21 protein-coding genes are annotated in these 22,140 nt (G+C 64.0%); 11 read left to right on the forward strand and 10 right to left on the reverse strand.

Annotation, left to right across the window (positions count from 1 at the left end; translation table 11 throughout):
* Nucleotides 1-160 precede the first annotated feature (160 nt).
* Together CAY82_RS00730 and CAY82_RS00735 are read left to right on the forward strand one after the other, a co-directional pair.
* Nucleotides 161-829: a DNA-3-methyladenine glycosylase gene (locus tag CAY82_RS00730; protein WP_087499517.1), complete on the forward strand. Its 669-nt coding sequence runs from the start codon at nucleotides 161-163 to the stop codon at nucleotides 827-829.
* A 3-nt stretch (nucleotides 830-832) separates the two neighbouring features.
* Entirely contained in the window at nucleotides 833-2,149 is a 1,317-nt protein-coding gene (locus tag CAY82_RS00735) for a bifunctional DedA family/phosphatase PAP2 family protein (protein WP_087499518.1), read from the forward strand.
* 112 nt (nucleotides 2,150-2,261) lie between these two features.
* Here CAY82_RS00735 and CAY82_RS00740 read toward each other — a convergent pair whose 3' ends face one another.
* Genes CAY82_RS00740 through CAY82_RS00750 form a run of 3 tightly spaced genes read right to left on the reverse strand, consistent with a single transcriptional unit; the run spans nucleotide 2,262 to nucleotide 3,937 of the window.
* Nucleotides 2,262-2,852 (reverse strand): LON peptidase substrate-binding domain-containing protein, encoded by a 591-nt coding sequence (locus tag CAY82_RS00740; RefSeq protein WP_087499519.1) that lies wholly within the window; start codon nucleotides 2,850-2,852, stop codon nucleotides 2,262-2,264.
* Nucleotides 2,853-2,861: 9 nt separating this feature from the next.
* On the reverse strand, nucleotides 2,862-3,578 hold the full coding sequence (locus tag CAY82_RS00745; protein WP_087499520.1) for an LrgB family protein: 717 nt from the start codon (nucleotides 3,576-3,578) through the stop codon (nucleotides 2,862-2,864).
* Nucleotides 3,575-3,937 carry a CidA/LrgA family protein gene (locus CAY82_RS00750; RefSeq protein WP_087499521.1) on the reverse strand — a complete coding sequence of 121 codons (363 nt, stop codon included), beginning with the start codon at nucleotides 3,935-3,937 and terminating at the stop codon, nucleotides 3,575-3,577. The genes CAY82_RS00745 and CAY82_RS00750 overlap by 4 nt, the downstream gene beginning before the upstream one ends.
* Before the next feature lie 144 nt (nucleotides 3,938-4,081).
* On the opposite strand from CAY82_RS00750, the gene CAY82_RS00755 reads away from it, so the two are divergent.
* From CAY82_RS00755 to CAY82_RS00800, 9 genes are all read left to right on the forward strand, one after another.
* The gene (locus tag CAY82_RS00755) at nucleotides 4,082-4,537 is read left to right on the forward strand and encodes a MaoC family dehydratase (protein WP_087499522.1); all 456 of its coding nucleotides are present in this window, start codon (nucleotides 4,082-4,084) and stop codon (nucleotides 4,535-4,537) included.
* Nucleotides 4,538-4,719: 182 nt separating this feature from the next.
* Nucleotides 4,720-5,598, forward strand: a complete 879-nt coding sequence (gene prmA, locus CAY82_RS00760) for a 50S ribosomal protein L11 methyltransferase (RefSeq protein WP_087499523.1) — start codon at nucleotides 4,720-4,722, stop codon at nucleotides 5,596-5,598.
* A 42-nt stretch (nucleotides 5,599-5,640) separates the two neighbouring features.
* Nucleotides 5,641-7,002: a DUF3426 domain-containing protein gene (locus tag CAY82_RS00765; protein WP_087499524.1), complete on the forward strand. Its 1,362-nt coding sequence runs from the start codon at nucleotides 5,641-5,643 to the stop codon at nucleotides 7,000-7,002.
* A gap of 254 nt (nucleotides 7,003-7,256) precedes the next feature.
* The gene (gene dusB, locus CAY82_RS00770) at nucleotides 7,257-8,270 is read left to right on the forward strand and encodes a tRNA dihydrouridine synthase DusB (protein WP_087499525.1); all 1,014 of its coding nucleotides are present in this window, start codon (nucleotides 7,257-7,259) and stop codon (nucleotides 8,268-8,270) included.
* A complete protein-coding gene (fis, locus tag CAY82_RS00775) occupies nucleotides 8,267-8,587 on the forward strand; it encodes a DNA-binding transcriptional regulator Fis (protein ID WP_012274390.1) in 321 nt (106 codons plus the stop codon). The genes dusB and fis overlap by 4 nt, the downstream gene beginning before the upstream one ends.
* 78 nt (nucleotides 8,588-8,665) lie before the next feature.
* Nucleotides 8,666-10,273, forward strand: coding sequence for a bifunctional phosphoribosylaminoimidazolecarboxamide formyltransferase/IMP cyclohydrolase (gene purH / locus CAY82_RS00780; protein ID WP_087499526.1), 1,608 nt, complete (start codon nucleotides 8,666-8,668; stop codon nucleotides 10,271-10,273).
* A gap of 188 nt (nucleotides 10,274-10,461) precedes the next feature.
* Nucleotides 10,462-11,757 (forward strand): phosphoribosylamine--glycine ligase, encoded by a 1,296-nt coding sequence (gene purD, locus CAY82_RS00790; RefSeq protein WP_087499528.1) that lies wholly within the window; start codon nucleotides 10,462-10,464, stop codon nucleotides 11,755-11,757.
* A 144-nt stretch (nucleotides 11,758-11,901) separates the two neighbouring features.
* Nucleotides 11,902-14,673 carry a hybrid sensor histidine kinase/response regulator gene (locus tag CAY82_RS00795; RefSeq protein WP_087499529.1) on the forward strand — a complete coding sequence of 924 codons (2,772 nt, stop codon included), beginning with the start codon at nucleotides 11,902-11,904 and terminating at the stop codon, nucleotides 14,671-14,673.
* 177 nt (nucleotides 14,674-14,850) lie between these two features.
* A complete protein-coding gene (locus CAY82_RS00800; RefSeq protein WP_087499530.1) occupies nucleotides 14,851-15,447 on the forward strand; it encodes a MarC family protein in 597 nt (198 codons plus the stop codon).
* Here the strand turns inward: CAY82_RS00800 and CAY82_RS00805 are convergent.
* The 7 genes from CAY82_RS00805 to cobG form a co-directional block, all read right to left on the reverse strand.
* Nucleotides 15,444-16,067, reverse strand: coding sequence for a hypothetical protein (locus CAY82_RS00805; protein ID WP_087499531.1), 624 nt, complete (start codon nucleotides 16,065-16,067; stop codon nucleotides 15,444-15,446). The two genes, CAY82_RS00800 and CAY82_RS00805, sit on opposite strands and share 4 nt — an antisense overlap.
* Nucleotides 16,060-16,740, reverse strand: a complete 681-nt coding sequence (locus tag CAY82_RS00810) for a hypothetical protein (protein ID WP_256576198.1) — start codon at nucleotides 16,738-16,740, stop codon at nucleotides 16,060-16,062. Before CAY82_RS00810 ends, CAY82_RS00805 begins: the two co-directional genes overlap by 8 nt.
* A gap of 56 nt (nucleotides 16,741-16,796) precedes the next feature.
* On the reverse strand, nucleotides 16,797-17,477 hold the full coding sequence (locus tag CAY82_RS00815) for a hypothetical protein (protein WP_025340786.1): 681 nt from the start codon (nucleotides 17,475-17,477) through the stop codon (nucleotides 16,797-16,799).
* 93 nt (nucleotides 17,478-17,570) lie between these two features.
* On the reverse strand, nucleotides 17,571-19,268 hold the full coding sequence (gene cobJ, locus CAY82_RS00820; RefSeq protein ID WP_087499533.1) for a precorrin-3B C(17)-methyltransferase: 1,698 nt from the start codon (nucleotides 19,266-19,268) through the stop codon (nucleotides 17,571-17,573).
* Nucleotides 19,256-19,990 carry a precorrin-2 C(20)-methyltransferase gene (locus tag CAY82_RS00825; protein ID WP_170931004.1) on the reverse strand — a complete coding sequence of 245 codons (735 nt, stop codon included), beginning with the start codon at nucleotides 19,988-19,990 and terminating at the stop codon, nucleotides 19,256-19,258. Before CAY82_RS00825 ends, cobJ begins: the two co-directional genes overlap by 13 nt.
* Nucleotides 19,987-20,613, reverse strand: coding sequence for a precorrin-8X methylmutase (locus tag CAY82_RS00830; protein WP_003257545.1), 627 nt, complete (start codon nucleotides 20,611-20,613; stop codon nucleotides 19,987-19,989). Before CAY82_RS00830 ends, CAY82_RS00825 begins: the two co-directional genes overlap by 4 nt.
* A complete protein-coding gene (gene cobG, locus CAY82_RS00835; protein WP_170931005.1) occupies nucleotides 20,606-21,937 on the reverse strand; it encodes a precorrin-3B synthase in 1,332 nt (443 codons plus the stop codon). Before cobG ends, CAY82_RS00830 begins: the two co-directional genes overlap by 8 nt.
* Between the last annotated feature and the right edge of the window lie 203 nt (nucleotides 21,938-22,140).

The following is a 22,140-nucleotide window of genomic DNA, read 5'->3' on the forward strand; positions in this document are numbered from 1 at the left end:
CGGGCGGCGCTCGATCTCACCGGCGCCGAATACCTCAAGGCGAACACCTCGCAGCCGCGCCAATGAAACATACAGATACTATTCAATCGCAACCTCGATTCAGCCTCGATTAAGCCATCCATTGCTATTATCCCCGTCTTTCCAGCCACGAACCGCCCGCATGCCTGCCCTGCCCGACAGCTTTTTCGACCGCGATGCCCAGACCCTGGCCAAGGCCCTGCTGGGCAAGGTCATCCGTCATCGCCACGGCGACCTGTGGCTGGCCGCGCGCATCATCGAGACCGAGGCCTACTACCTCACCGACAAAGGCAGCCACGCCTCGCTCGGCTACACCGAAAAACGCAAGGCGCTGTTCCTCGATGGCGGGCACATCTATATGTACTACGCGCGCGGCGGCGATTCGCTGAACTTCAGCGCCCACGGCCCGGGCAACGCGGTGCTTATCAAGTCCGCCTATCCTTGGCAGGATGCCCGCTCGGGGCCTGACAGCCTGGCGCAGATGCAACTGAACAACCCCGATGCCAGCGGCAACCTCCGCCCGGCCGAGCGCCTGTGCGCCGGCCAGACCCTGCTGTGCCGGGCCCTGGGCCTGAAGGTGCCGCACTGGGACGCCCAGCGTTTCGACGCCGAGCGCCTGTACGTGGAGGATTGCGGCAACGCCGTGCCACGGGTGATCCAGGCCGCCCGCCTGGGCATCCCGCATGGCCGGGACGAGCATCTGCCCTACCGCTTCGTCGATGCCGAATACGCCCGTTTCTGCACGCGGAACCCGTTACGTCGCGGCCAGGTCGAAGGCCGCGACTTCTTCATTCTCGAACAAGGAAGCTGAACCATGGGCCAATGGCTCGACAGCCTGACCGGCTGGCTCAGCGCCAACCCGCAGTGGCTTGGCCTGGCGATATTCCTGGTGGCCTGCATCGAGTGCCTGGCCATTGCCGGCATCATCGTGCCAGGCACCGTGCTACTGTTCGCCGTCGCAGTACTGGCCGGCAGCGGCGCCTTCAGCCTGGGCGAAACGCTGCTGCTGGGCTTTCTCGGTGGCCTGGTGGGCGATGCCTTGTCATATGCGGTGGGCAAGCACTTCCACCAGAACATTCGCCGCCTGCCGCTGCTGCGCCACCATCCGGAATGGATCGGCAGCGCCGAGGCCTACTTCCAGCGCTACGGCATCGCCAGCCTGCTGGCAGGGCGCTTCATCGGGCCGCTGCGGCCGATGCTGCCGATGGTCGCCGGCATGTTCGACATGCCGTTGCCGCGCTTCATCGCCGTCAGCCTGGTGGCCGGCGCCGGCTGGGCGGTGGCCTACCTGCTGCCGGGCTGGGCCACCGGCGCGGCCATGCGCCTGCCCTTGCCGGAAGGCTTCTGGCTGGATGCCGGAATCATCGCCGGCGCCCTGGCAGTCATCATCGGGCTTAGCCTGAACACCAGCATTCGAGATCAACGCCATGGCACCCGGCTGATCGCCGGCATGAGCTTCGTCGCCCTGGCCGGGGTCTTCCTCGGCTGGCCCTACCTGCACGAATTCGACCAAGGCGTGATGACACTGGTGCAGGAGCACCGCAGCCAGGCCATCGATGGCACCGTGGTGCTGGTGACCCGGCTGGGCGATTTCCGCACCCAGTTGTTCCTCGGCGGCCTGCTGACAGGCCTGCTGCTGCTTGCCCGGCAGTGGCGGCACGCCATGTTCGCTGCAGGTGCGTTGATGGGTACGGCGCTTGCCAACGGCACGCTGAAATGGCTGTTCGCCCGGGCCCGGCCGGAAGTGCTGAGTGACCCGTTGACCAGCTACAGCATGCCCAGCGGACACAGCTCGGCGTCGTTTGCATTCTTCCTGGTGATGGCGGTGCTGGCCGGGCGCGGGCAGCCGCCGCGGATGCGCCTGACCTGGGTGATGCTGGGCTGCATTCCGGCACTGGCGATTGCCCTGTCACGGGTGTACCTGGGGGCGCACTGGCCTACGGACATCCTCGCTGGCGCTTTGCTGGCGTGCTGTGTGTGCGCGCTCAGCCTGGCACTGGTGCAGCGTCACCAGACCCTGCCGGCCCTGCCGTTGCGGGTGTGGTGGCTGGTGCTGCCGGCGTGTGTCGCGTTGCTGGCGTTCTTTGCCATGCATGCGTTGCCGCAGGCTTTGCTGCGGTATCAATATTGATGTCGCGTTTACCGGCCTCTTCGCAGCACAAGGCTGCTCCTACAGGGCTCTCGTCAGCCTGTTAGGAGCAGCCTTGTGCTGCGAAGAGGCCGGCACTGGCAACACAGCAGTATCAGGCAAACAATTCACCCTGAATCCGCTCCAGCAGCTTCTGGATCTCCCCCAACCGCTCCTGCGGCGAGTCGAGGCTCAGCAAATCCAGCTTGTCCTCTTCCATGAACGGCAGCAGGTACGCCAACTGATTGGACAACGCCTGGCGCCCATCCACCGGGCGCGGCATGTCCAGCGCTTCGACCATGGGGTGCTCGCCCAGGGCCACCAGCAACGCCAGCAGGTCTTCATCGGCCTCCAGCAACGGGCTGTCCGCCTGCTCCGCCAGCCATTGCACCTGCCCCACCAGCAACTGGTCCTTCTGCACCTCGGTACTTTCCAGATTGAAGCGCCGCACACCTTCGACACGGATGCCCAGCAAGCCGTTATCCTGCTGCACGAAGTCGCGGATCACCGCCTCGCAGCCGATCGAGGCGACCACCGGCGGCGCCTTGCCAACCTGCTCGCCTTCCAGGATGCACACCACACCAAAACCTTCGCCCCGCTTCATGCAGCGCCCGATCATATCCAGGTAGCGCGCCTCGAAAATCTGCAAATCGAGAAAACAACCAGGAAACAGCACGGTATTGAGGGGAAACAGCGGTAGCGTCATCACAAGTCCTCAAGCCACCAGGCTGACCGCCAGCGGTAGGAAAACCGCCGTGGCCACTCCCATCAGGCTCATCGCCAGCGCGGCAAAGGCGCCGCATTCGTCACTTTCCTGCAGGGCCACCGAAGTGCCCACCGCATGTGCGGTCACGCCCAGCGACATGCCGCGCGCTTCGGGGCTGTACACGCCAACGCGGCTCAGCAACGCCGGGCCGAAGATTGCCCCGATCACCCCGGTAATAAGCACGAAGACCGCCGCCAAAGCCGCCACGCCACCAATCTGCTCGGCCACCAGCATGGCGATCGGCGAGGTCACCGACTTCGGCGCCATGGTCATCAGGATCATGTGCTCGGCCCCGAACCACCAGCCCAGCAACAGGCAGCACAGGGTGGCGAACAGGCCTCCGACTACCAGCGTAGTAAATGTGGGCCAGAACAGCTGGCGGATGCGCCGCAGGTTGAGGTAGAGCGGCACGGCCAGGGCCACGGTGGCGGGCCCCAGCAGGATGTTCATGATTTCGGTGCTCTTGCGGTATTCGCTATAGTCGATGCCACACACCAGCAACACACCGATCACCAGCAACATCGACACCAGTACCGGCTGCAGGAAGATCCAGCGGGTCTTCTCGTAGGCCGCCAGCACCAACTGGTAGGCTCCAAGCGTGATGCCGATCCCGAACAATGGATGATGAACGACCGCATCCAGCGCACCTTGCCAGTCGAGCATCATGGCTGCTCCTCACGCCGACCCTGGCGGTGGATGAGCTTTTGCATCAGCACACCGACGAACACCAGGGTCAACAGGCAGGAGATCAGCAAGGCACCGGCTATGGCCCAGAAGTCGGCGGCGATATCCCTGGCGTACACCATCACCCCCACCGCCGGCGGCACCAGCAACAGCGGCAGGTAACGCAGCAGGCTGCTGGCGGCCTCGTTCAGCGGCTTGCCAACCTCACCACGGGCCATGAGGAAGGCCAACAGCAGCAACAGGCCGATGATCGGCCCCGGCAGAAACGGCACCAATAGGTGATTGATCGCCGTCCCCAGCAGCTGGAACAGCACCAGCCAGGTCAAACCACGCAACAGCATAAGGCATCTCCCTCGGGCATGGCCGCCATTATAAGCATGTGCCGCCATATACCGATATTCGTCGAAATGCAGACAACTTGACTGAAACGGTTCGCCGTGCTGATCTTGCACTTTCGTGCCAACTGACAAACTGGAGAGTCCGCGATGCCCTATGTACCGGTTACAGAGCTTTCGCAGTACGTTGGTAAGGAACTGGGCCGCTCGGCCTGGCTGAAGATCGACCAGCAGCGTATCAACCTGTTCGCCGAAGCCACAGGCGATTTCCAGTTCATCCACGTCGACCCGGAAAAGGCGGCGAAAACCCCGTTTGGCAGCACGATCGCCCACGGTTTCCTGACATTGTCGCTGATTCCCAAGCTGATCGAGGACATCCTGGTCCTGCCGGAAGGACTGAAGATGGTGGTGAACTACGGGCTGGACAGCGTGCGGTTCATCCAGCCGGTCAAGGTCGACAGCCTGGTGCGGCTGAAGGTGGACCTGGCCGAGGTGGTGGAGAAGAAGCCGGGGCAATGGCTGCTCAAGGCGATTGCCACGCTGGAGATCGACGGTGAAGAGAAGCCTGCCTACATAGCCGAGTCGCTTTCCCTCTGCTTTGTCTGATTGAGCCATTCGCGGGCACGCCCGCTCCCACAGAGTTCACGGAATACCTGTGGGAGCGGGCGCGCCCGCGAAGAAGCCGGCACGGTGTTCCGGCGTCCTCTACAAACCCACCGCACTCGCGTAAACTGCCAGCCTTCGCGCAGCCTAGGGCTGCCCCTGTCGATTTACCAAAGGTGCCCGCCATGCCCTGGCTGCAAGTACGCCTGGCCATCAGCCCGGAACAAGCCGAAACCTACGAAGATGCCCTGCTCGAAGTAGGTGCCGTCTCGGTCACGTTCATGGACGCCGAGGATCAACCGATCTTCGAGCCAGACCTCAACACCACTCCGCTGTGGTCGCATACCCACCTGCTGGCCCTGTTCGAGGCCGACGCCGAGCCCGAGCAGGTGTTCTCCCACCTGCGCCTGCTGACTGGTGCCGAGCTGCCCGAACACCAGGCCGAGGTGATCGAGGACCAGGACTGGGAACGCAGCTGGATGGACAACTTCCAGCCGATGCGCTTCGGTCGCCGCCTGTGGATCGTGCCCAGCTGGCACGAGGCCCCGGAACAGGACGCGGTGAACCTGCTGCTGGACCCGGGCCTGGCGTTCGGCACCGGCACCCACCCCACTACCGCCCTGTGCCTGGAATGGCTCGACGGCCAACAGCTTGAAGGCACCCAGGTGCTGGACTTTGGCTGCGGCTCGGGCATTCTGGCCATCGCCGCGCTGCTGCTGGGCGCCCGTGAAGCGGTCGGCACCGACATCGACGTGCAGGCCATCGAGGCTTCGCGCGACAACGCCCAGCGCAACGGCATCGCCGACGAAAAGCTGGCGCTGTACCTGCCCGAGCACATGCCGGCCATGCAGGCCGACGTGCTGGTCGCCAACATCCTCGCCGGCCCGCTGGTGTCGCTGGCACCGCAACTGTCCGGCCTGGTCCGCCCAGGGGGCCTGCTGGCGCTGTCGGGCATCCTCGCCGAGCAGGGTGAGGAAGTGGCCGCGGCCTATGCCGCCGACTTCGAGCTGGACCCGATCGTCGTGCGCGACGGCTGGGTACGCATCAGTGGTCGCCGCCGTTAAGCGGGCCTAGAATACTTCTCTGCACAGCTCCCGGATCGCCGCATGACCGACAGTTTCGTCACCCAGTGCCCGCATTGCCAGACCAGCTTTCGCGTCACCCACCACCAGTTGAGCGTGGCCCGCGGCGTGGTGCGCTGCGGCCACTGCCTGCAGGTGTTCAACGCCGCCAGGCAGTTGCTGGAGCAAAACCGCGCCAGCGGAGCCAGCGCACCTGCGGTGCCGGCGCCGATGCCAGTTGCACCTGCCGAGCCGCAGGTCGACCCGGCAATCGCACCCGAACCTGCCGCCAGCGAGCGCAGCATCACCCCGGACGAGGACTGGGCGCTCACCACCCAGGCGCTGGACGCGCTCGACCTCGACATGGAACTGGAGCGCCTGGAGCGCCGCGGCCAACCGGCCACGGCTCGCTCGGCCAGCCAGGGTGACAGCCTGCAGGCGCGGCGTGACGAACTGCACCCGGACGAACATGCCAACGACCTGTTCGGTACGGCTACCGATGAGCCGTTCGAACCGCAACTGGCGGCAGAGCCCGCGCCCGTGCTGCGGGAGCCGGAGCCCCTGGAGCTTGACCTGGAACCCACTCCTGGCGACCGTACCGAGCCGACGCTAGGCGGCAATCTGGACCTGGATATCGACGACGAGCCGCCGGTACGCCATGCCGCCGAAATCGATGAGCACTCCGAATTCAACGAACCGCTGCGCGCCAGCGATGACGAAATCCCGGAGAAGGGCCTGAGCGCCCGCGACGAGGAGCCGCTGGAGCTGCACCTGTCAGCACGCGATGACGCCCCCCTCGAGCCCTTGCCCGGCGAACGCCTGGAACCAGGCCTTGCCGGCAAAGCCGAGCGCCCGGCGCGCAAGGAACCGCTGGTCGACGTGGTCGACGACCCGCTACAACTGGGCTGGGAAAAGCCCGCGCCCAACTGGGGCAAGCGCCTGCTGTGGGGCCTCCTGACCCTGCTGGCTGCTGGTTTGCTGGCGTTCCAGTACGTGTGGTACCACTTCGACGAAATGGCCCGTCAGGACCAGTACCGGCCGCTCTTCCAGCAAATCTGCCCGCTGGTCGGCTGCGAGGTGCCGACCCGCGTCGATATTGCCCGAATCAAGAGCAGCAACCTGGTGGTACGCAGCCATCCGGACTTCAAGGGTGCGCTGATCGTCGATGCGATCATCTACAACCGCGCGCCGTTCGCCCAGCCGTTCCCGCTGCTGGAACTGCGCTTCGCCGACCTCAATGGCCAGCTGATCGCCAGCCGGCGCTTCAAGCCTAGCGAGTACCTGTCGGGTGAATTGGCCGGGCGCGGCGAAATGCCCAGCCAGACTCCGATCCATATCGCCCTGGACATCCTCGACCCGGGGCCTAAGGCCGTCAATTACAGCCTGAGCTTCCGTTCGCCGGAATAACCACCAACCCTGTGGGAGCGGGCGCACCCGAGAATGCGGGCGAAGCCCGTGCCATCGATCGCGCCGCTTGCTTCGCGGGCACGCCCGCTCCCACAGGGGCCGCGCAAGGTCCTGGATCCTCACCCATACCAAATGTCATAAGCCGACAACTGTTCAGATTTTATCCAAATCCATCTTTATCCGGTCACCGAGAGCGGGTATTATGCCAACCCTTTTTCGAACTCCAAGATTCGGCCCCACAACAGGGATCACCTATGTCGGCGGTACGCATCGGCCCATACACACTACGTAACAACCTGATTCTCGCGCCCATGGCCGGGGTCACGGACCAGCCTTTCCGTACACTTTGCCAGCGCTTGGGCGCCGGCATGGTGGTGTCGGAGATGGTCTCCAGCGACATGAGCCTGTGGAACAGCCGCAAGTCGAGCCTGCGCCGCATCCATGAAGGTGATCCCGAGCCACGCTCGGTGCAGATCGCCGGTGGTGACGCGCAGATGATGGCGGCGGCAGCAAAGGCCAATGTCGAAGCAGGCGCCCAGATCATTGATATCAACATGGGCTGCCCGGCAAAAAAAGTCTGCAACAAAGCCGCAGGCTCTGCTTTATTGAGAGATGAAGCCTTGGTCAGCGAGATCCTTCACGCCGTGGTCGGCGCCGTGGACGTCCCGGTGACCCTGAAGATCCGCACCGGTTGGGACCGGGCGAACAAGAACGGCCTGAACGTGGCGAAGATCGCCGAGCAGGCCGGCATCCAGGCGCTGGCGGTGCATGGCCGCACACGCGCCGACCTGTACACCGGCGAAGCCGAATACGACACCATCGCTGCCATCAAGCAGGCGGTGTCGATCCCGGTTTTTGCCAACGGCGATATCACTTCGCCAGAAAAGGCCCGGGCGGTGCTGGACGCCACCGGGGTCGATGGCCTGTTGATCGGCCGGGCCGCCCAAGGGCGGCCATGGATCTTTCGCGAGATCGAGCATTACCTGCGCACTGGCGAACACCTGCCAGCGCCGCAACTGGATGAAGTGGAACGCATCCTGCTGGAGCACCTGGCCGCGCTGCATGCCTTCTATGGCGATGTAATGGGCGTACGTATCGCCCGCAAGCACGTTGGCTGGTACCTGGCAACACGACCCGGCGGCAAGGAGTTTCGCTCCCGGTTCAACGCTTTGGAAGACACACAAGCGCAGTGCGCCAACGTTCGTGCGTTTTTCAGCGAACGTCGACAGAGCCTTGAGACAGAGGACGGACAAGGGGTGGCCGCATGACGATGATGACCGAGACATTTGTGAGTGGAACAACGCCCGTGAGCGACAACGCCAACCTGAAACAGCACCTCAACACGCCGAGCGAAGAGGGCCAGACCCTTCGCGACAGCGTCGAGAAGGCGCTGCACAACTACTTCGCCCACCTGGAAGGCGCGACCGTGACGGACGTGTACAACCTGGTGCTCTCCGAAGTCGAGGCGCCCCTGCTCGAAAGCGTGATGAACTACGTGAAGGGCAACCAGACCAAGGCCAGCGAGATGCTCGGGCTGAACCGAGGCACCCTGCGCAAGAAGCTCAAGCAGTACGACTTGTTGTAAGCCAGAATCCCAACCAGAAAAGGCGGCTCCAACAGAGGCGCCTTTTTTGCTGACTCCACCGCGTTATTGGAACCCGAAATGACCGACCAGACTACCCGCCTGCCAGTCCGCCGCGCCCTGATCAGCGTCTCCGACAAGACCGGTATCCTCGAATTCGCCCGTGAGCTGCAGCAGCTCGGTGTCGAGATCCTGTCCACCGGCGGCACCTACAAGCTGCTCAAGGACAACGGCGTCAACGCGGTGGAAGTGGCCGACTACACCGGCTTCGCCGAAATGATGGATGGCCGGGTCAAGACCCTGCACCCGAAAATCCACGGTGGCATCCTCGGCCGTCGCGGCACCGACGACGCCATCATGAACGAGCACGGCATCAAGCCGATCGACCTGGTGGCGGTCAACCTGTACCCGTTCGAAGCGACCATTTCCAAGCCTGGCTGTGACCTGCCGACCGCTATCGAGAACATCGACATCGGCGGCCCGACCATGGTCCGTTCGGCTGCCAAGAACCACAAGGACGTGGCCATCGTGGTCAACGCCAGCGACTACGCCGGCATCGTCGAAGGCCTCAAGGCCGGCGGCCTGACCTACGCCCAGCGCTTCGACCTGATGCTCAAGGCGTTCGAACACACCGCAGCCTACGACGGCATGATCGCCAACTACATGGGCACCATCGACCAGGCCAAAGAGACCCTGAGCACCGAAGGCCGCAGCGAATTCCCGCGCACCTTCAACAGCCAGTTCGTCAAGGCCCAGGAAATGCGCTACGGCGAGAACCCGCACCAGAGCGCGGCGTTCTACGTAGAAGCGAAGAAAGGCGAAGCCAGCGTTTCCACTGCCATCCAGCTGCAGGGCAAGGAGCTGTCGTTCAACAACGTGGCCGACACCGACGCCGCACTGGAATGCGTGAAGAGCTTCGTCAAACCGGCCTGCGTCATCGTCAAGCACGCCAACCCGTGCGGCGTGGCCGTAGTACCTGAAGACGAAGGCGGCATCCGCAAGGCCTACGACCTGGCCTACGCCACCGACACCGAGTCGGCGTTCGGCGGCATCATTGCCTTCAACCGCGAGCTGGACGGCGAAACCGCCAAGGCCATCGTCGACCGCCAGTTCGTCGAAGTGATCATCGCGCCGAAGATCTCCCAGGCGGCCCGCGAGGTGGTTGCCGCCAAGCAGAACGTACGCCTGCTGGAATGCGGCGAGTGGCCAGCCGAGCGCGCTGCCGGTTGGGACTTCAAGCGCGTCAACGGTGGCCTGCTGGTGCAGAGCCGCGATATCGGCATGATCACTGCCGATGACCTGAAGATCGTTACCAAACGTGCACCAACCGAGCAAGAGATCCACGACCTGGTGTTCGCCTGGAAAGTGGCCAAGTTCGTCAAATCCAACGCCATTGTCTACGCCAAGCAGCGCCAGACCATCGGCGTCGGCGCCGGCCAGATGAGCCGCGTCAACTCCGCGCGCATTGCTGCAATCAAGGCCGAGCATGCCGGCCTGCAGGTGCAGGGCGCAGTCATGGCGTCGGATGCGTTCTTCCCGTTCCGTGATGGCATCGACAATGCGGCTAAAGTGGGTATCAGCGCCGTGATCCAGCCAGGTGGTTCGATGCGTGATGCCGAGGTGATTGCTGCCGCTGACGAAGCCGGTATCGCCATGGTCTTCACCGGTATGCGCCACTTCCGCCACTAATCAAGATGGGCGGCCGATCCTCGGCCTTGCTTGTGGGAGCGGCCTTGCGTCGCGACAGGGGCGCGTAGCGGCCCCAGATTTTCAGCTTCGCAGCAGAAATTGCCGGGGCCGCTTTGCGGCCCTTTCGCGACACAAGGCCGCTCCCACACAAAAAACGGGATCGGCCAGACAGAATTCGAGGTTTTGACATGAAAGTATTGATCATCGGCAGCGGCGGCCGTGAGCACGCCCTGGCCTGGAAAGTCGCCCAGGACCCACGCGTCGAGAAAGTCTTCGTTGCCCCAGGCAACGCCGGCACCGCCATTGAAGCCAAATGCGAGAACGTCGCCATCGACGTGTGCGCCCTGGAACAATTGGCTGACTTCGCCGAGAAGAACGTCGACCTGACCATCGTCGGCCCGGAAGCGCCGCTGGTCATCGGCGTGGTCGACCTGTTCCGCAGCCGCGGCCTGGACTGCTTCGGTCCGACCAAGGGCGCGGCGCAACTGGAAGGTTCCAAGGCCTTCACCAAGGACTTCCTGGCGCGTCACAAGATCCCGACCGCCGACTACCAGAACTTCACCGAAATCGAGCCAGCGCTGGCCTACCTGCAGGAAAAAGGCGCGCCGATCGTGATCAAGGCCGACGGCCTGGCCGCGGGCAAGGGCGTGATCGTAGCCATGACCCTGGAAGAAGCCGAAGCCGCCGTGCGTGACATGCTGGCCGGCAACGCCTTCGGTGATGCCGGCTCCCGCGTGGTCATCGAAGAGTTCCTCGACGGCGAGGAAGCCAGCTTCATCGTCATGGTCGACGGCCAGAACGTGCTGCCCATGGCCACCAGCCAGGACCACAAGCGCGTCGGCGACCAGGACACCGGCCCGAACACCGGCGGCATGGGTGCCTACTCCCCAGCCCCGGTGGTCACCGCCGAAGTGCACCAGCGCGTGATGGACCAGGTGATCTGGCCGACCGTGCGCGGCATGGCCGAGGAAGGCAACGTCTACACCGGCTTCCTCTACGCCGGCCTGATGATCGACAAGGCGGGCAACCCCAAGGTCATCGAGTTCAACTGCCGCTTCGGCGACCCTGAGACCCAGCCGGTCATGCTGCGCCTGGAGTCGAGCCTGGTACTGCTGGTCGAGGCCGCATTCGCCAAGGCGCTGGACAAGGTCGAAGCGCAGTGGGACCCGCGTCCGAGCCTGGGCGTGGTGCTGGCTGCCGGCGGTTACCCGGGCGACTACGCCAAGGGCGACGTGATCAACGGCCTGGAGGCGGCAGCCAAGATCGAAGGCAAGGTGTTCCATGCCGGTACTTCGCTCAAAAATGGCCAAGTGGTCACCAACGGCGGTCGCGTCCTGTGTGCCACTGCCATGGGCAGCACCGTTGCCGACGCGCAGCAGCAGGCTTACCGCCTGGCCAAGGAAGTAAGCTGGAACGGCAGCTTCTACCGCACCGACATCGGCTACCGGGCTATCGCCCGCGAGCGCGGTGAGCACCAACAGTAAGTTGTACCGGATTGCCACAGCGCGCCGCAGCACCTTGTGCCTGCGGCATCCGGCTCGTCGACAGGGCCCCCAGGGGCCTTGCCTTCGACTTGGCGCGCCGCGCATAGTTAGTACCCGGCACCTTGGCTAAGAAGGGATTTCGTAGTGCGTCGGCTTCGGATTGCCTCAGCTCTGATCGTCAGCTTGCTGACCTTGCTCTGCATGTTCCCGGCTGCGGCCGAACATGAAGGAGGCTGGGCAGTTCTGCTCGACGAACAGGCCAACCTGCAACTGAGCGACGTGCGCTCCGAGCGTTACCGCAACCAGTTCAGTCCGCTGGTCCTCGCCAACCTTGATGCCGCTCCTGCGGAACAGGCCCTTTGGCTGCACTACCGCCTGGCGCCCGGCGACCAGGAACAAATGCTGCGGGTTTTCGCGCCAGACCTTTCTGGCCTGGACCTCTACGCCCTTGAGGGCGACAAACTTCTGCGTCAGCTGCACCACGGGCGCCAGGCCGGCAGTGCCAGCCCGACCTTGCGTGGCAGCGACCATGTACTGCCCCTGCCCAACAGCAAGCAACCCCTGGATATCTACCTGCGACTGGTGTCCGAGCACCAGCTGCGCCCGGCCATCAGCCTGGAGCCTGCGGCCGTGGCCGCCTCCGACCAGCGCCAGCCGCTGCTGTTCGGCATGCTGTTCGGCGGCCTGGTGATGCTGATCATGCACAACCTGATCCGCTTCCTCTACAGCCGTTCCAGTACCGCCCTGATCCTGGCGCTGTACCATGGCCTGATGCTGCTCAGCGGCCTGATCCTGCTGAACCTCAGCGGCCCTTGGTGGCACGTGTGGCATAGCGCGCAAACGCCCGCCGCGTACCTGACGCTGGTCCTGGCCGGCCTGGCCGGGCTGTATTTCACCCAGCATTTCTTCTCGCCATGCAACTCGCCACGGCTTAACCGCCTGCTACAGGGCGAAATGCTACTGGTCGGGGTGAGCGGGCTGGTGTTGCTGTTCGTCGACACCCTGCCGCTCAACCTGATGACCTATGCCCTGATGGCCCTGGGCAGCGTGAGCATGTTGCTGGTCAGCAGCTACCACTGGTACAAGGGCTATGCACCGTCACGCCTGTTCAGCCTGGCCATGGTGGTGTTCAACCTTGGTGGCCTGGTGCTGCTGCCGGCGCTGCTGGGCCTGACCCGCACCTCGACACCTTGGCTGCTGTGCATCCTGCTGGGCCTGACCGTGGTTAGCGGCCTGCTTCTCAACCTGGCGGTCAGCGAACGCCTGCGGCGCATGAGCGAGGAGCGCTTCAGCGCCAGTCGCGCCCTGGCCGCCAGCGACGCCGAAATCAACGCCAAGGCCGAGTTCCTGGCCAAGATCAGCCACGAAATCCGCACCCCCATGAACGGTGTGCTGGGCATGACCGAGCTGCTGCTGGGCACGCCGCTGTCGGTCAAGCAGCGCGACTACGTCCAGACCATTCACAGCGCCGGCAACGAACTGCTCACGCTGATCAACGAAATTCTCGACATTTCCAAGCTGGAATCCCGGCAGATCGAACTGGATGACGTGCAGTTCGACCTCAATGCGCTGATCGAGGATTGCCTGAACATCTTCCGCGCCAAGGCCGAGCAGCAGAACATCGAGCTGATCAGTTTCACCCAGCCGCAAGTACCACGGGTAATTAGCGGCGACCCGACGCGCCTGCGCCAAGCCTTGTCGAGCCTGCTCGAAAACGCCCTGAAAAATACCGATCAGGGCGAGATCCTGCTGGTAGTGGCGCTGGACCAGCGTGGCGAGGTACCGCGTCTGCGCATCGCCGTGCAGGACAGCGGTGAACCGTTGCCCGCCGCCGAGCGCGAAGCCTTGCTGCAGGCCGAGCTGCACAGCCACCACTTCCTGTCCAGCAACAAGCTGGGCGGCCACCTGGGGCTGGTCATCGCCAAGCAACTGATCGGCCTGATGCAAGGCGAGTTCGGCATCAAGAGCAGCACCGGCATGGGCAACACCCTGTGGCTGACCCTGCCGCTTGATCCTTCGCGACTGGAACAGCCACCGGCCGACCTCGACAGCCCGCTGCGTGATGCGCGCGTACTGGTAGTGGACGACAACGATACCTGCCGCAAGGTGCTGGTACAGCAGTGCAGCGCCTGGGGCATGAATGTCAGCGCGGTTCCATCGGGCAAGGAAGCCCTGGCCCTGCTACGCACCAAGGCCCACCTGCGCGACTACTTCGATGCCGTGCTGCTGGACCAGAACATGCCCGGCATGACCGGCATGCAACTGGCCGCCAAGATCAAGGAAGACCCGAGCCTTAACCACGACATCCTGGTAGTGATGCTCACCGGCATCAGCAACGCGCCGAGCAAGGTCATTGCGCGCAACGCCGGGGTCAAGCGGATCCTCGCAAAACCGGTGGCCGGCTACACGCTGAAAACCACCTTGGCCGAAGAGCTGGCCCAGCGCGGCCGCGAGCAAGCCGTACCGGCCAGTTTGCCCGGCATCCCCCAGGCCCTGGACCTGCCCGGCGATTTCCGCGTACTGGTCGCCGAGGACAACAGCATCTCGACCAAGGTGATCCGCGGCATGCTCGGCAAGCTCAACCTCGAGCCCGACACCGCCAGCAATGGCGAAGAGGCCTTGCAGGCGATGAAGGCGCAGCGATATGACCTGGTGCTGATGGACTGCGAGATGCCGATACTGGACGGTTTCTCGGCCACCCAGCAGCTACGCGCCTGGGAAACGGCCAACCAGCGCCAGCGCACTCCGGTGGTGGCGCTGACCGCGCACATTCTGGCCGAACACAAGGAACGCGCCCGTCTGGCGGGCATGGACGGGCACATGGCCAAGCCGGTGGAGTTGTCGCAGTTGCGCGAGCTGATCCAGTACTGGGCCAATCACCGGGAAGCCAAGGTGGATCCGGTGCATAGTTCCTGACCTGAGGCGCCTGTACCGGCCTCTTCGCGGGTGAACCCGCTCCCACAGGGATAGCATTGCCTTCAGGCCTTGTGCAGTACCTGTGGGAGCGGGTTTACCCGCGAAGAGGCCGGCACAGGCTATCAATAGAATCTGCTGATAAACTCTGCCCAGCCATAACTGCCTGGACTAGCCCCCATGCTCCATGAGTTGTTCAGCGTCTACCTGAAAATGCTTGTGCTCTACAGCCCGTTCTTCGTGCTGTCGTGCTTCATCAGCCTGACCCGCGGCCACTCCAGCAAAGAGCGCAAGCAGCTGGCCTGGAAGGTGGCCATCGCCGCGCTCATCGCCAGTGTCCTGCTGTACCTGTTCGGCCGGGCGATCTTCGGCATTTTCGGCATCACCGCCGACGCCTTCCGCATCGGCGCCGGCAGCGTGCTGTTCATCTCGGCCCTGGGCATGGCCCAAGGCAAGTCCGCGGTACAAGCCGACAACGTGCAGCAGGATGTCACCATCGTGCCGCTGACCATCCCGCTGACCGTCGGCCCGGGCACCATCGGTGCACTGCTGGTAATGGGTGTCGGCCACCCGCACTGGGACGACAAGCTGCTGGCCATCATCAGCATCGCCCTGGCCTGCTTCACCGTGGGCCTGGTGCTGTACCTGTCGCACCGTATCGAGCGCATCCTCGGCGACCAGGGCCTGCAGATCGTCAGCCGCCTGATGGGGCTGTTCGTCTGCGCCCTGGCTGCACAGATCATCTTCACAGGCATCAAAGGCTACCTCGCGCCCTAGATGTCGAAATCCAGTATGCGCTGCAAGGAAACCTGCACGACGCGATCCTGAACCTTGGGCAAGAAACTCTGCTCGAAAGCCAGGATGTTGAAGCGTATCAACTCCGCTCGCACATTCTTGAGGCTGCGCTTGTGGCTGATGAAGCCCGTCCGGAACGCCGAACGATTATCCGTTTCGTGATACAGCACCATGTCGACACGATTCGCCCCTGCAGGCGCGCAGGGCAGCAATTGAAAATGCTGCCGCTCATAGGCACAGCGCTCAAGCGATTGCAGAACCGGCGGCTTGGTCAACAGCTTGCGCATGGACTGGCCACTTGCCGAGGCAAAATGATCGCCGGCGGTTGCGGCAATGGTTTCAAGCACCTTGTCGGTTTGCCTGGCCCGGCCCTCCTCAGGCCAGTGCACCTGCTCGGCAGAAACTGCGTCCCAGCCCATGAATTTCAGCTGGTTGCGGTAGTAGGCCAACCAGTCCTGGATCAGCCCTTCCTTGTACGCCGTCTCGGTGGCCCGCTCAGCCATCGCCAGGGCAAGCCGCACTTTGTTTTTCTGCGCAGTGGGAATACCCGGCAGAAACGAAACAATCCCTGCGCCGATCACAGCAGATATGGCTTCACTCATGTTGTGCTCCTGTTACTGGTGCATGAGGGTCGAACCGATACTCCCCCTGTGCATCCTTGGTTTTCATCAATGCCTGCAGTTCATCTCGCTGACGTTGGAAACGCCCGTTATCCAGCAGCAAGGAAACGCCATTGAACCTGGCTTCGCCCTCCAACGCCTTTTCGACCAGCAGCATGTCCCGCGGGGTGCCGGCGATCGGCTCGTCGAATTGCAGGGTGATACTGCAAAGGTCGAGCGCCGGCCCCGGCTTGAGCAAGCCAAGCTCGATCACCAGCTGCGAACCCTGCGTGCTGAACTTCAGTTGGTGGCGAAAACCTTCGATTGATCGGCTCAGGCCACTCTTTACTGCAGCCAGCACGGCCTCATGTCGGATCGAGCGCATCTTCAGCCACGCTTCGAGTGGCTGTATCTGCGAGCCACGCACGGGTTGCCCCAACTGTTTCAGGTCATGCGTACCGGCTAGCTTGATCCAGCCCAGTTGTCGGTATGCCTCGCGATAGGTGTCATACCAGGCTTCATAGTTCTCAAAGCGTGACCCCGCACGCCTATTGGCCACCAACTGGGCGTAAAGGATCGAGTCGAAGGCGGCCTGACGCTGAATCTGGCCAGTGTCTGCGCGATACAGTAATGCCGTTCCGCCAATCAACATGAGTTGTTCAGCTGCTCTGTCCATTGTATTGCCTCGTCACAAAGACCCGAACAAGGCGGCGTTGCAACGCCGCCCTGCGATCAGATGTCGTACTGGAGAATGTTCTCGACACTGCGCACGCCGAGTTTGTTTTCCACGGTTTCGCGGATTTTGTCGTAGACGAAGGTGTTGAGGGTAAGCACAGCCGTGCCGGCGTAGTAGTGGGTCTTGTCCAGCTTCCACTGGATACCCAGGATGTCATCATCCAGCTGCGGGGCAGACGCCTGGATGCAACTCACCACCATGACCACATCGTTGTTATCGGTTTCGATGCAGGCCGCCATCCCGACCATGCCCCTGGCCTTGTTCTTGCGTTTGTGGTCGAGCACCTTGGCGTCATTTTCGACGGTAGTCAGTTTGTCGAAGGCCATCTTGGCCAGCTCACCCAACTTGGTACCCCCCAGCATTGCATTCCCCACCACACCGATCGCCCGTACAGCGACAGCGCCTACGGTGACAGACAGTTCCGCCGAGGTTTCCAGTTCGAAACTACGCTTGGGGATGGTAAAGCCAAGATCACGCATGACATCGATGAACCGCTCGTACCACTCCCTGCTCTGCTTTTCGGCATCGAAGGATTTGTCAGCCACCAAGGTGGCAAAGTGGAAGGCATTCTTTACGTCATGACGGCTTTGCGAAGACATGCCTGCGCCGCAGGCCAGCAGGTTGCCTTCGACCAGAATGGCCGCGTCAGTGGTAGTGACTTGTGTTTCTTCGGACATGTGGAAACTCCTAGATGGTTGCCCCTTGAGTCAGGGGCAACCACCTTAGCCAGCGCGCCCACGATGCAGCGCGCTGAAGGGTTTCCGGTGCAACTAGTTGGCCGACGGGTACCAACGCGGCGTGTAGGCCCACATTCCACCCGACAGGCGAGGAAATACGCAGGTTGTCGAGGAGCCCACCAACACCATGGTGCGCATATCGACCATTTCCGGCAGCAGTTCGGCCAATGTGACGACCTTCAGCGTCTGCCCCGGCCTACCAATGTCACGGCCAAGGACTACAGGCGTGTTCCCCTCGCGGTGCCGGCGCACGACCTCCAGCGCCACCCCAAGCTGGTGCGGCCTGGCCTTGGAAATCGGGTTGTAGAACGCCAGCACCAGGTCAGCCTGGGCCGCCAGGTCCAGACGCCTTTCAATGATCGACCACGGTTTGAGGTTGTCCGACAGCGACATCACGCAGAAGTCATGCCCCAGCGGCGCGCCTGCCTGGGCGGCCGTCGCCAGCGAGGCCGACACCCCCGGCAAAATCTCGAGATCCACCCGGTGCCAGGCCGGGTCAGTGGACTCGTGCAGCGCTTCAAGTACCGCAGCCGCCATGGCGAACACGCCCGGGTCGCCCGACGACACCACCACCACCGAACGGCCCTGGGCCGCCAGTTGAAAGGCATGCCGGGCACGCTGCATCTCTTCACGGTTGTCGGTGCAGTGCAGCACCTGGTCGTCACGGAACGGACCGGCCATGCGCACGTAGGTTTCGTAACCGAGCACATCCTCGGCCCGCGCCAGTTCAGCCTTGACCGCCGGCACCATCAGTTCGGCAGCACCCGGCCCCAGGCCGATGACCGCCAGGCGACCGCGACGACGGCCAACCTGTGCCACCTCGACCGGGGCAGGCGCTACCGCGATGACCACGTCTTCCACCTCGATCAGTTGTGCAGCGGGCAATGCCGCAGCAACCATGCCGGCCAAATCATGCGCCTTGGCGGCAAAGCGCAAGGCAACACCCAGGGCCTGTGCCGCTTCGTGCAGGGTGCTATCGGCCATGGTTTGCTCGTCGGCCAGCAGGCAGGCCACTGCAGGCTCGGCGATGCCGGCCTGCTGCAATGCCGAACGAATACTGGCCAGACTACCGCCAGCAACACCCACTACCACCGAACGCGGGTGGATCAGCAGCTCGTCGCGGCTGGCCGGACGCGCCTGGTGCCCCACATGGATGGTACGCCGGGCCGCCTCACTGGCAGGCAACTGCGCCTGCTGCAGCCACGGCGCGTCACCTTCGATGCGCACCGTCTCGCCAGCCAGCAGGTCGGAGACGAAGCGCTTGCCTTGCTCGATATCCGCCAGGGCATAGCCCTGCGGCGGGTTCAGCAGGCAGGTGCCGAAACGCAATTCGCCACTGGTGGTGATGGCCGCAGCAACGCCCAATGCCTCGGCGATTTCGCGCGCCATCACGTTCACACCGCCAAGGCCCCCGAGCAGTGGCACTACGGCACTGCCGTCTTCGGCCACGGCCAGTACCGGTGGCTCGACACCTTTCTCGCTGAGCAGGCTGGCCAGGCTGCGGATGACGATACCCGCGGCGCACAGGGCGATGATCGGCGTGTCCTGCTGGTACAGCCCACGCAGGGTATCGCCGAACGCGGTGTAACAAAGGTCGGCACCCTCGACCCGGCCTTCCAGGCCATGGATCGATGCCTGTGGATAACACTGCTGGATACGCTGCGCCGTGGCCAGGCTGCCCTGGCCAAGGATGACGATCGCCGGTGCCCGGTGCATGTTCATCCCTGCCATTTTTCACCCGGCACGATGATCAGCGAGAAGTACGGCGACGACTGCGGGTCGACCTGGTCCAGCGGCACGATCTTCTGGTTGGCCATGGTTGCCCGCTCCACATACAGTGCGCGCCCGTCCAGGCCCAGTTCGGCCAGCACTTCGCGCACCTTGGGGAAGTTGCGGCCAAGCTTCATGATCACCGCCGCGTCGGCGTCGGCCAGGCGACGTTTGAGCTCTTCGGCCGGCAACACACCAGACAGCACCGACAGGCTCTGGTTGCGGTACACCAGCGGTGCGCCCAGTACCGAGGCGCCACCGAGCATCGAGCAGACGCCTGGGATCACTTCGGCCTCGTAGCGCTGCGCCAGGCGGTCGTGCAGGTACATGTAGGAACCGTAGAAGAACGGGTCGCCTTCACAGATCACCGCCACGTCGCGACCGGCATCCAGGTGCTCGGCTACCTGCACGCTGGCCTCGTCGTAGAAGTCGCTGATCACCTGTTCATAGGACAGCGGCGCCGGCAAGGCTTCGGTGGTTACCGGGTAGACCAGCGGCAGCAAGGTCTGCTCGGGCTGCAGGTGCGCCTCGATAATGCCGAAGGCATTGCCACGCTTGCCCTTGGCCACGAAGTAGCCGACCACCGGTGCTTCACGCAGCAGGCGCAGGGCCTTGAGGGTAATCAGTTCAGGGTCGCCAGGGCCTACGCCCAGGCCCAACAGACGTCCACGCGGTGTCATCATTCCACCTCCGTGGCCAGGGCATTGACCGCTGCGGCGGCCATCGCGCTGCCGCCCAGGCGGCCCTGCATGATCACGAACGGCACGCCACGGCTGTCAGCAGCGAGCATCGCCTTGGACTCGGCGGCGCCGACGAAACCGACCGGAAAGCCGAGGATCAGCGCCGGTTTGGGTGCGCCGGCGTCGAGCATTTCCAGCAGGTAGAACAGCGCAGTAGGCGCGTTGCCGATCACCACCACACTGCCTTCCAGGTGTGGTCGCCACAGCTCCAGTGCCACGGCGGAACGGGTGTTGCCGGCGTCTTTCGCCAGGCCCGGTACGCTCGGGTCGCGCAGGGTACAGATGACCTTGTTGTCGGCCGGCAGGCGGGCGCGGGTGATGCCTTCGGCGACCATGTGCGCATCGCACAGGATCGGCGCGCCGTTCAGCAGCGCCTCGCGCCCGGCCCGACCGGCGCCTTCGGAGAACTGCAGGCCATCGATGGCGTCGACCATGCCACAGGCGTGGATTACGCGCACGGCGAGCTTTTCGAGGTCTGCGGGGATCCGCTCGAGTCGGGCTTCCTCGCGGATGATCCGGAAGGAGTTGCGATAGATCTCCTGACCATCGCGGATGTAGTCAATCATCAAGGTGCTCCGTCGGCAGGTCGAGCATGGCGCCTGCTTCATTCAAGGTAAGGTCGGTGGCGCGCAGGGCGCCAAAGCCCGGCAGGCGCGCATCACGCAGGTACAGGTCGTAACGGCCCGGCGCGCGGGCCAGCAGGGTGGCCGGGGCAACATGGGCCACGGCGCAGGATCGAGGGCAACCGGACAGGTGCACGCTGCCGGGCACGCCAGGGCCGAGCAGTGCGGCCAGGATGACGGCGTCCGCCTTGGTCTCGCCCAGGGCCTTGGCACAGCCGCTGGCGCCGGTGCAGGCGCTTATGCGTGCCAATGGCTCATGGTCGTGGCATAGCAAGCCCAGCGCGGACAGCTCGGCCTGGGTATGGTCGATGTGTTGCGCTTGCAGGCTGGTCAGCACCAGGCTTTGCCAGGGACTCAGGTGCAGGCTGCCATCGCCCCGTTCACGGGCAACGCGCGCGGCGCCCCGCAGCATGGCCGGAGTCAGGCGCCCCTGCGGCGGGGCAACGCCCAAGGCCAGACCCTGCGCCTGGGGCAGAACGCCCAGCCACGAGATGTTGTGCGATTCACGTCGCCAGGCGAGCACGGCGGAGTCGCGGCGGATGGCCAGGCCGAGCCCGTTGATGAAATCGGTTGTCGAACACACCTCGAGCAACTGGCGCATGCGCGACTGTGCCGGGGTGGCCAGGTCGAGGAAGCGCTCCAGTACCGCACGCACCAGTGCCAGGCCTTGTTCCGCCGGCACTGCGCCGAGCACCAGGCCGTCTGCCGGGCAACCCGCCAGGCCAAACGCCAGCCAGGTCTGCTGCTCCAGACGCAGGGCCGACAGCCACAGGTCATGGGGGTGTTCGAGCATGGCCAGGTTTTCGCCGGCATCCAGCTGCACGGCGAACTTGGCCGACAACTGGTGAAAACGCGGGGTTCCTTCCAGCAGCTCGAGGATCTGCCCGGCCAGCGGCCGAGCGTCCAGCAGCATCGCCGGGTCATGCCCGGCCAGCGGGCTGAGCATCAGGTTGCGCACATCGTCACCGGCGGCATCACGTGGGCCCAGGCCGGCAGCGAGCAGTGTCTCGACCAGGCCACGATGCTCGCTGCCGATGCCACGAATCTGCAGGTTGCCGCGGTTGGTGGCCTCGATCACGCCACCGGCGAAACGCTCGGCTGCCGCCGCCACAGCATCGGCCTGGTCGGCCAGCAGCAGGCCACCCGGCAGCTTGATGCGGCAGATACCGCCATCACGGGCACTGACGATGCGCCACAACCCCGGGCAGGCCGAGGGACGGGGCGATACATGGGTGGCATGGGCCTGGGTCAAAGGAGCATCCGGCAATCTGTGAAAATGCGCTTGAGTGTAGAAGGCGCGGTATTATGCCTGCTTTGTCCGGCGGCATGAAAAGCCGGTGGTCTAGCATCATTCGAGTTTGAGCAGAAATTTGGGGGCGCTGCGCACCCCATCGCGACACAAGGCCGCTCCTACAGGGATCACCACTCCCTGTGGGAGCGGCCTTGTGTCGCGATGGGCTGCACAGCAGC

Origin of the sequence: Pseudomonas sp. SID14000 (genome assembly GCF_002165135.1) — a bacterium.
GTDB lineage: Bacteria > Pseudomonadota > Gammaproteobacteria > Pseudomonadales > Pseudomonadaceae > Aquipseudomonas.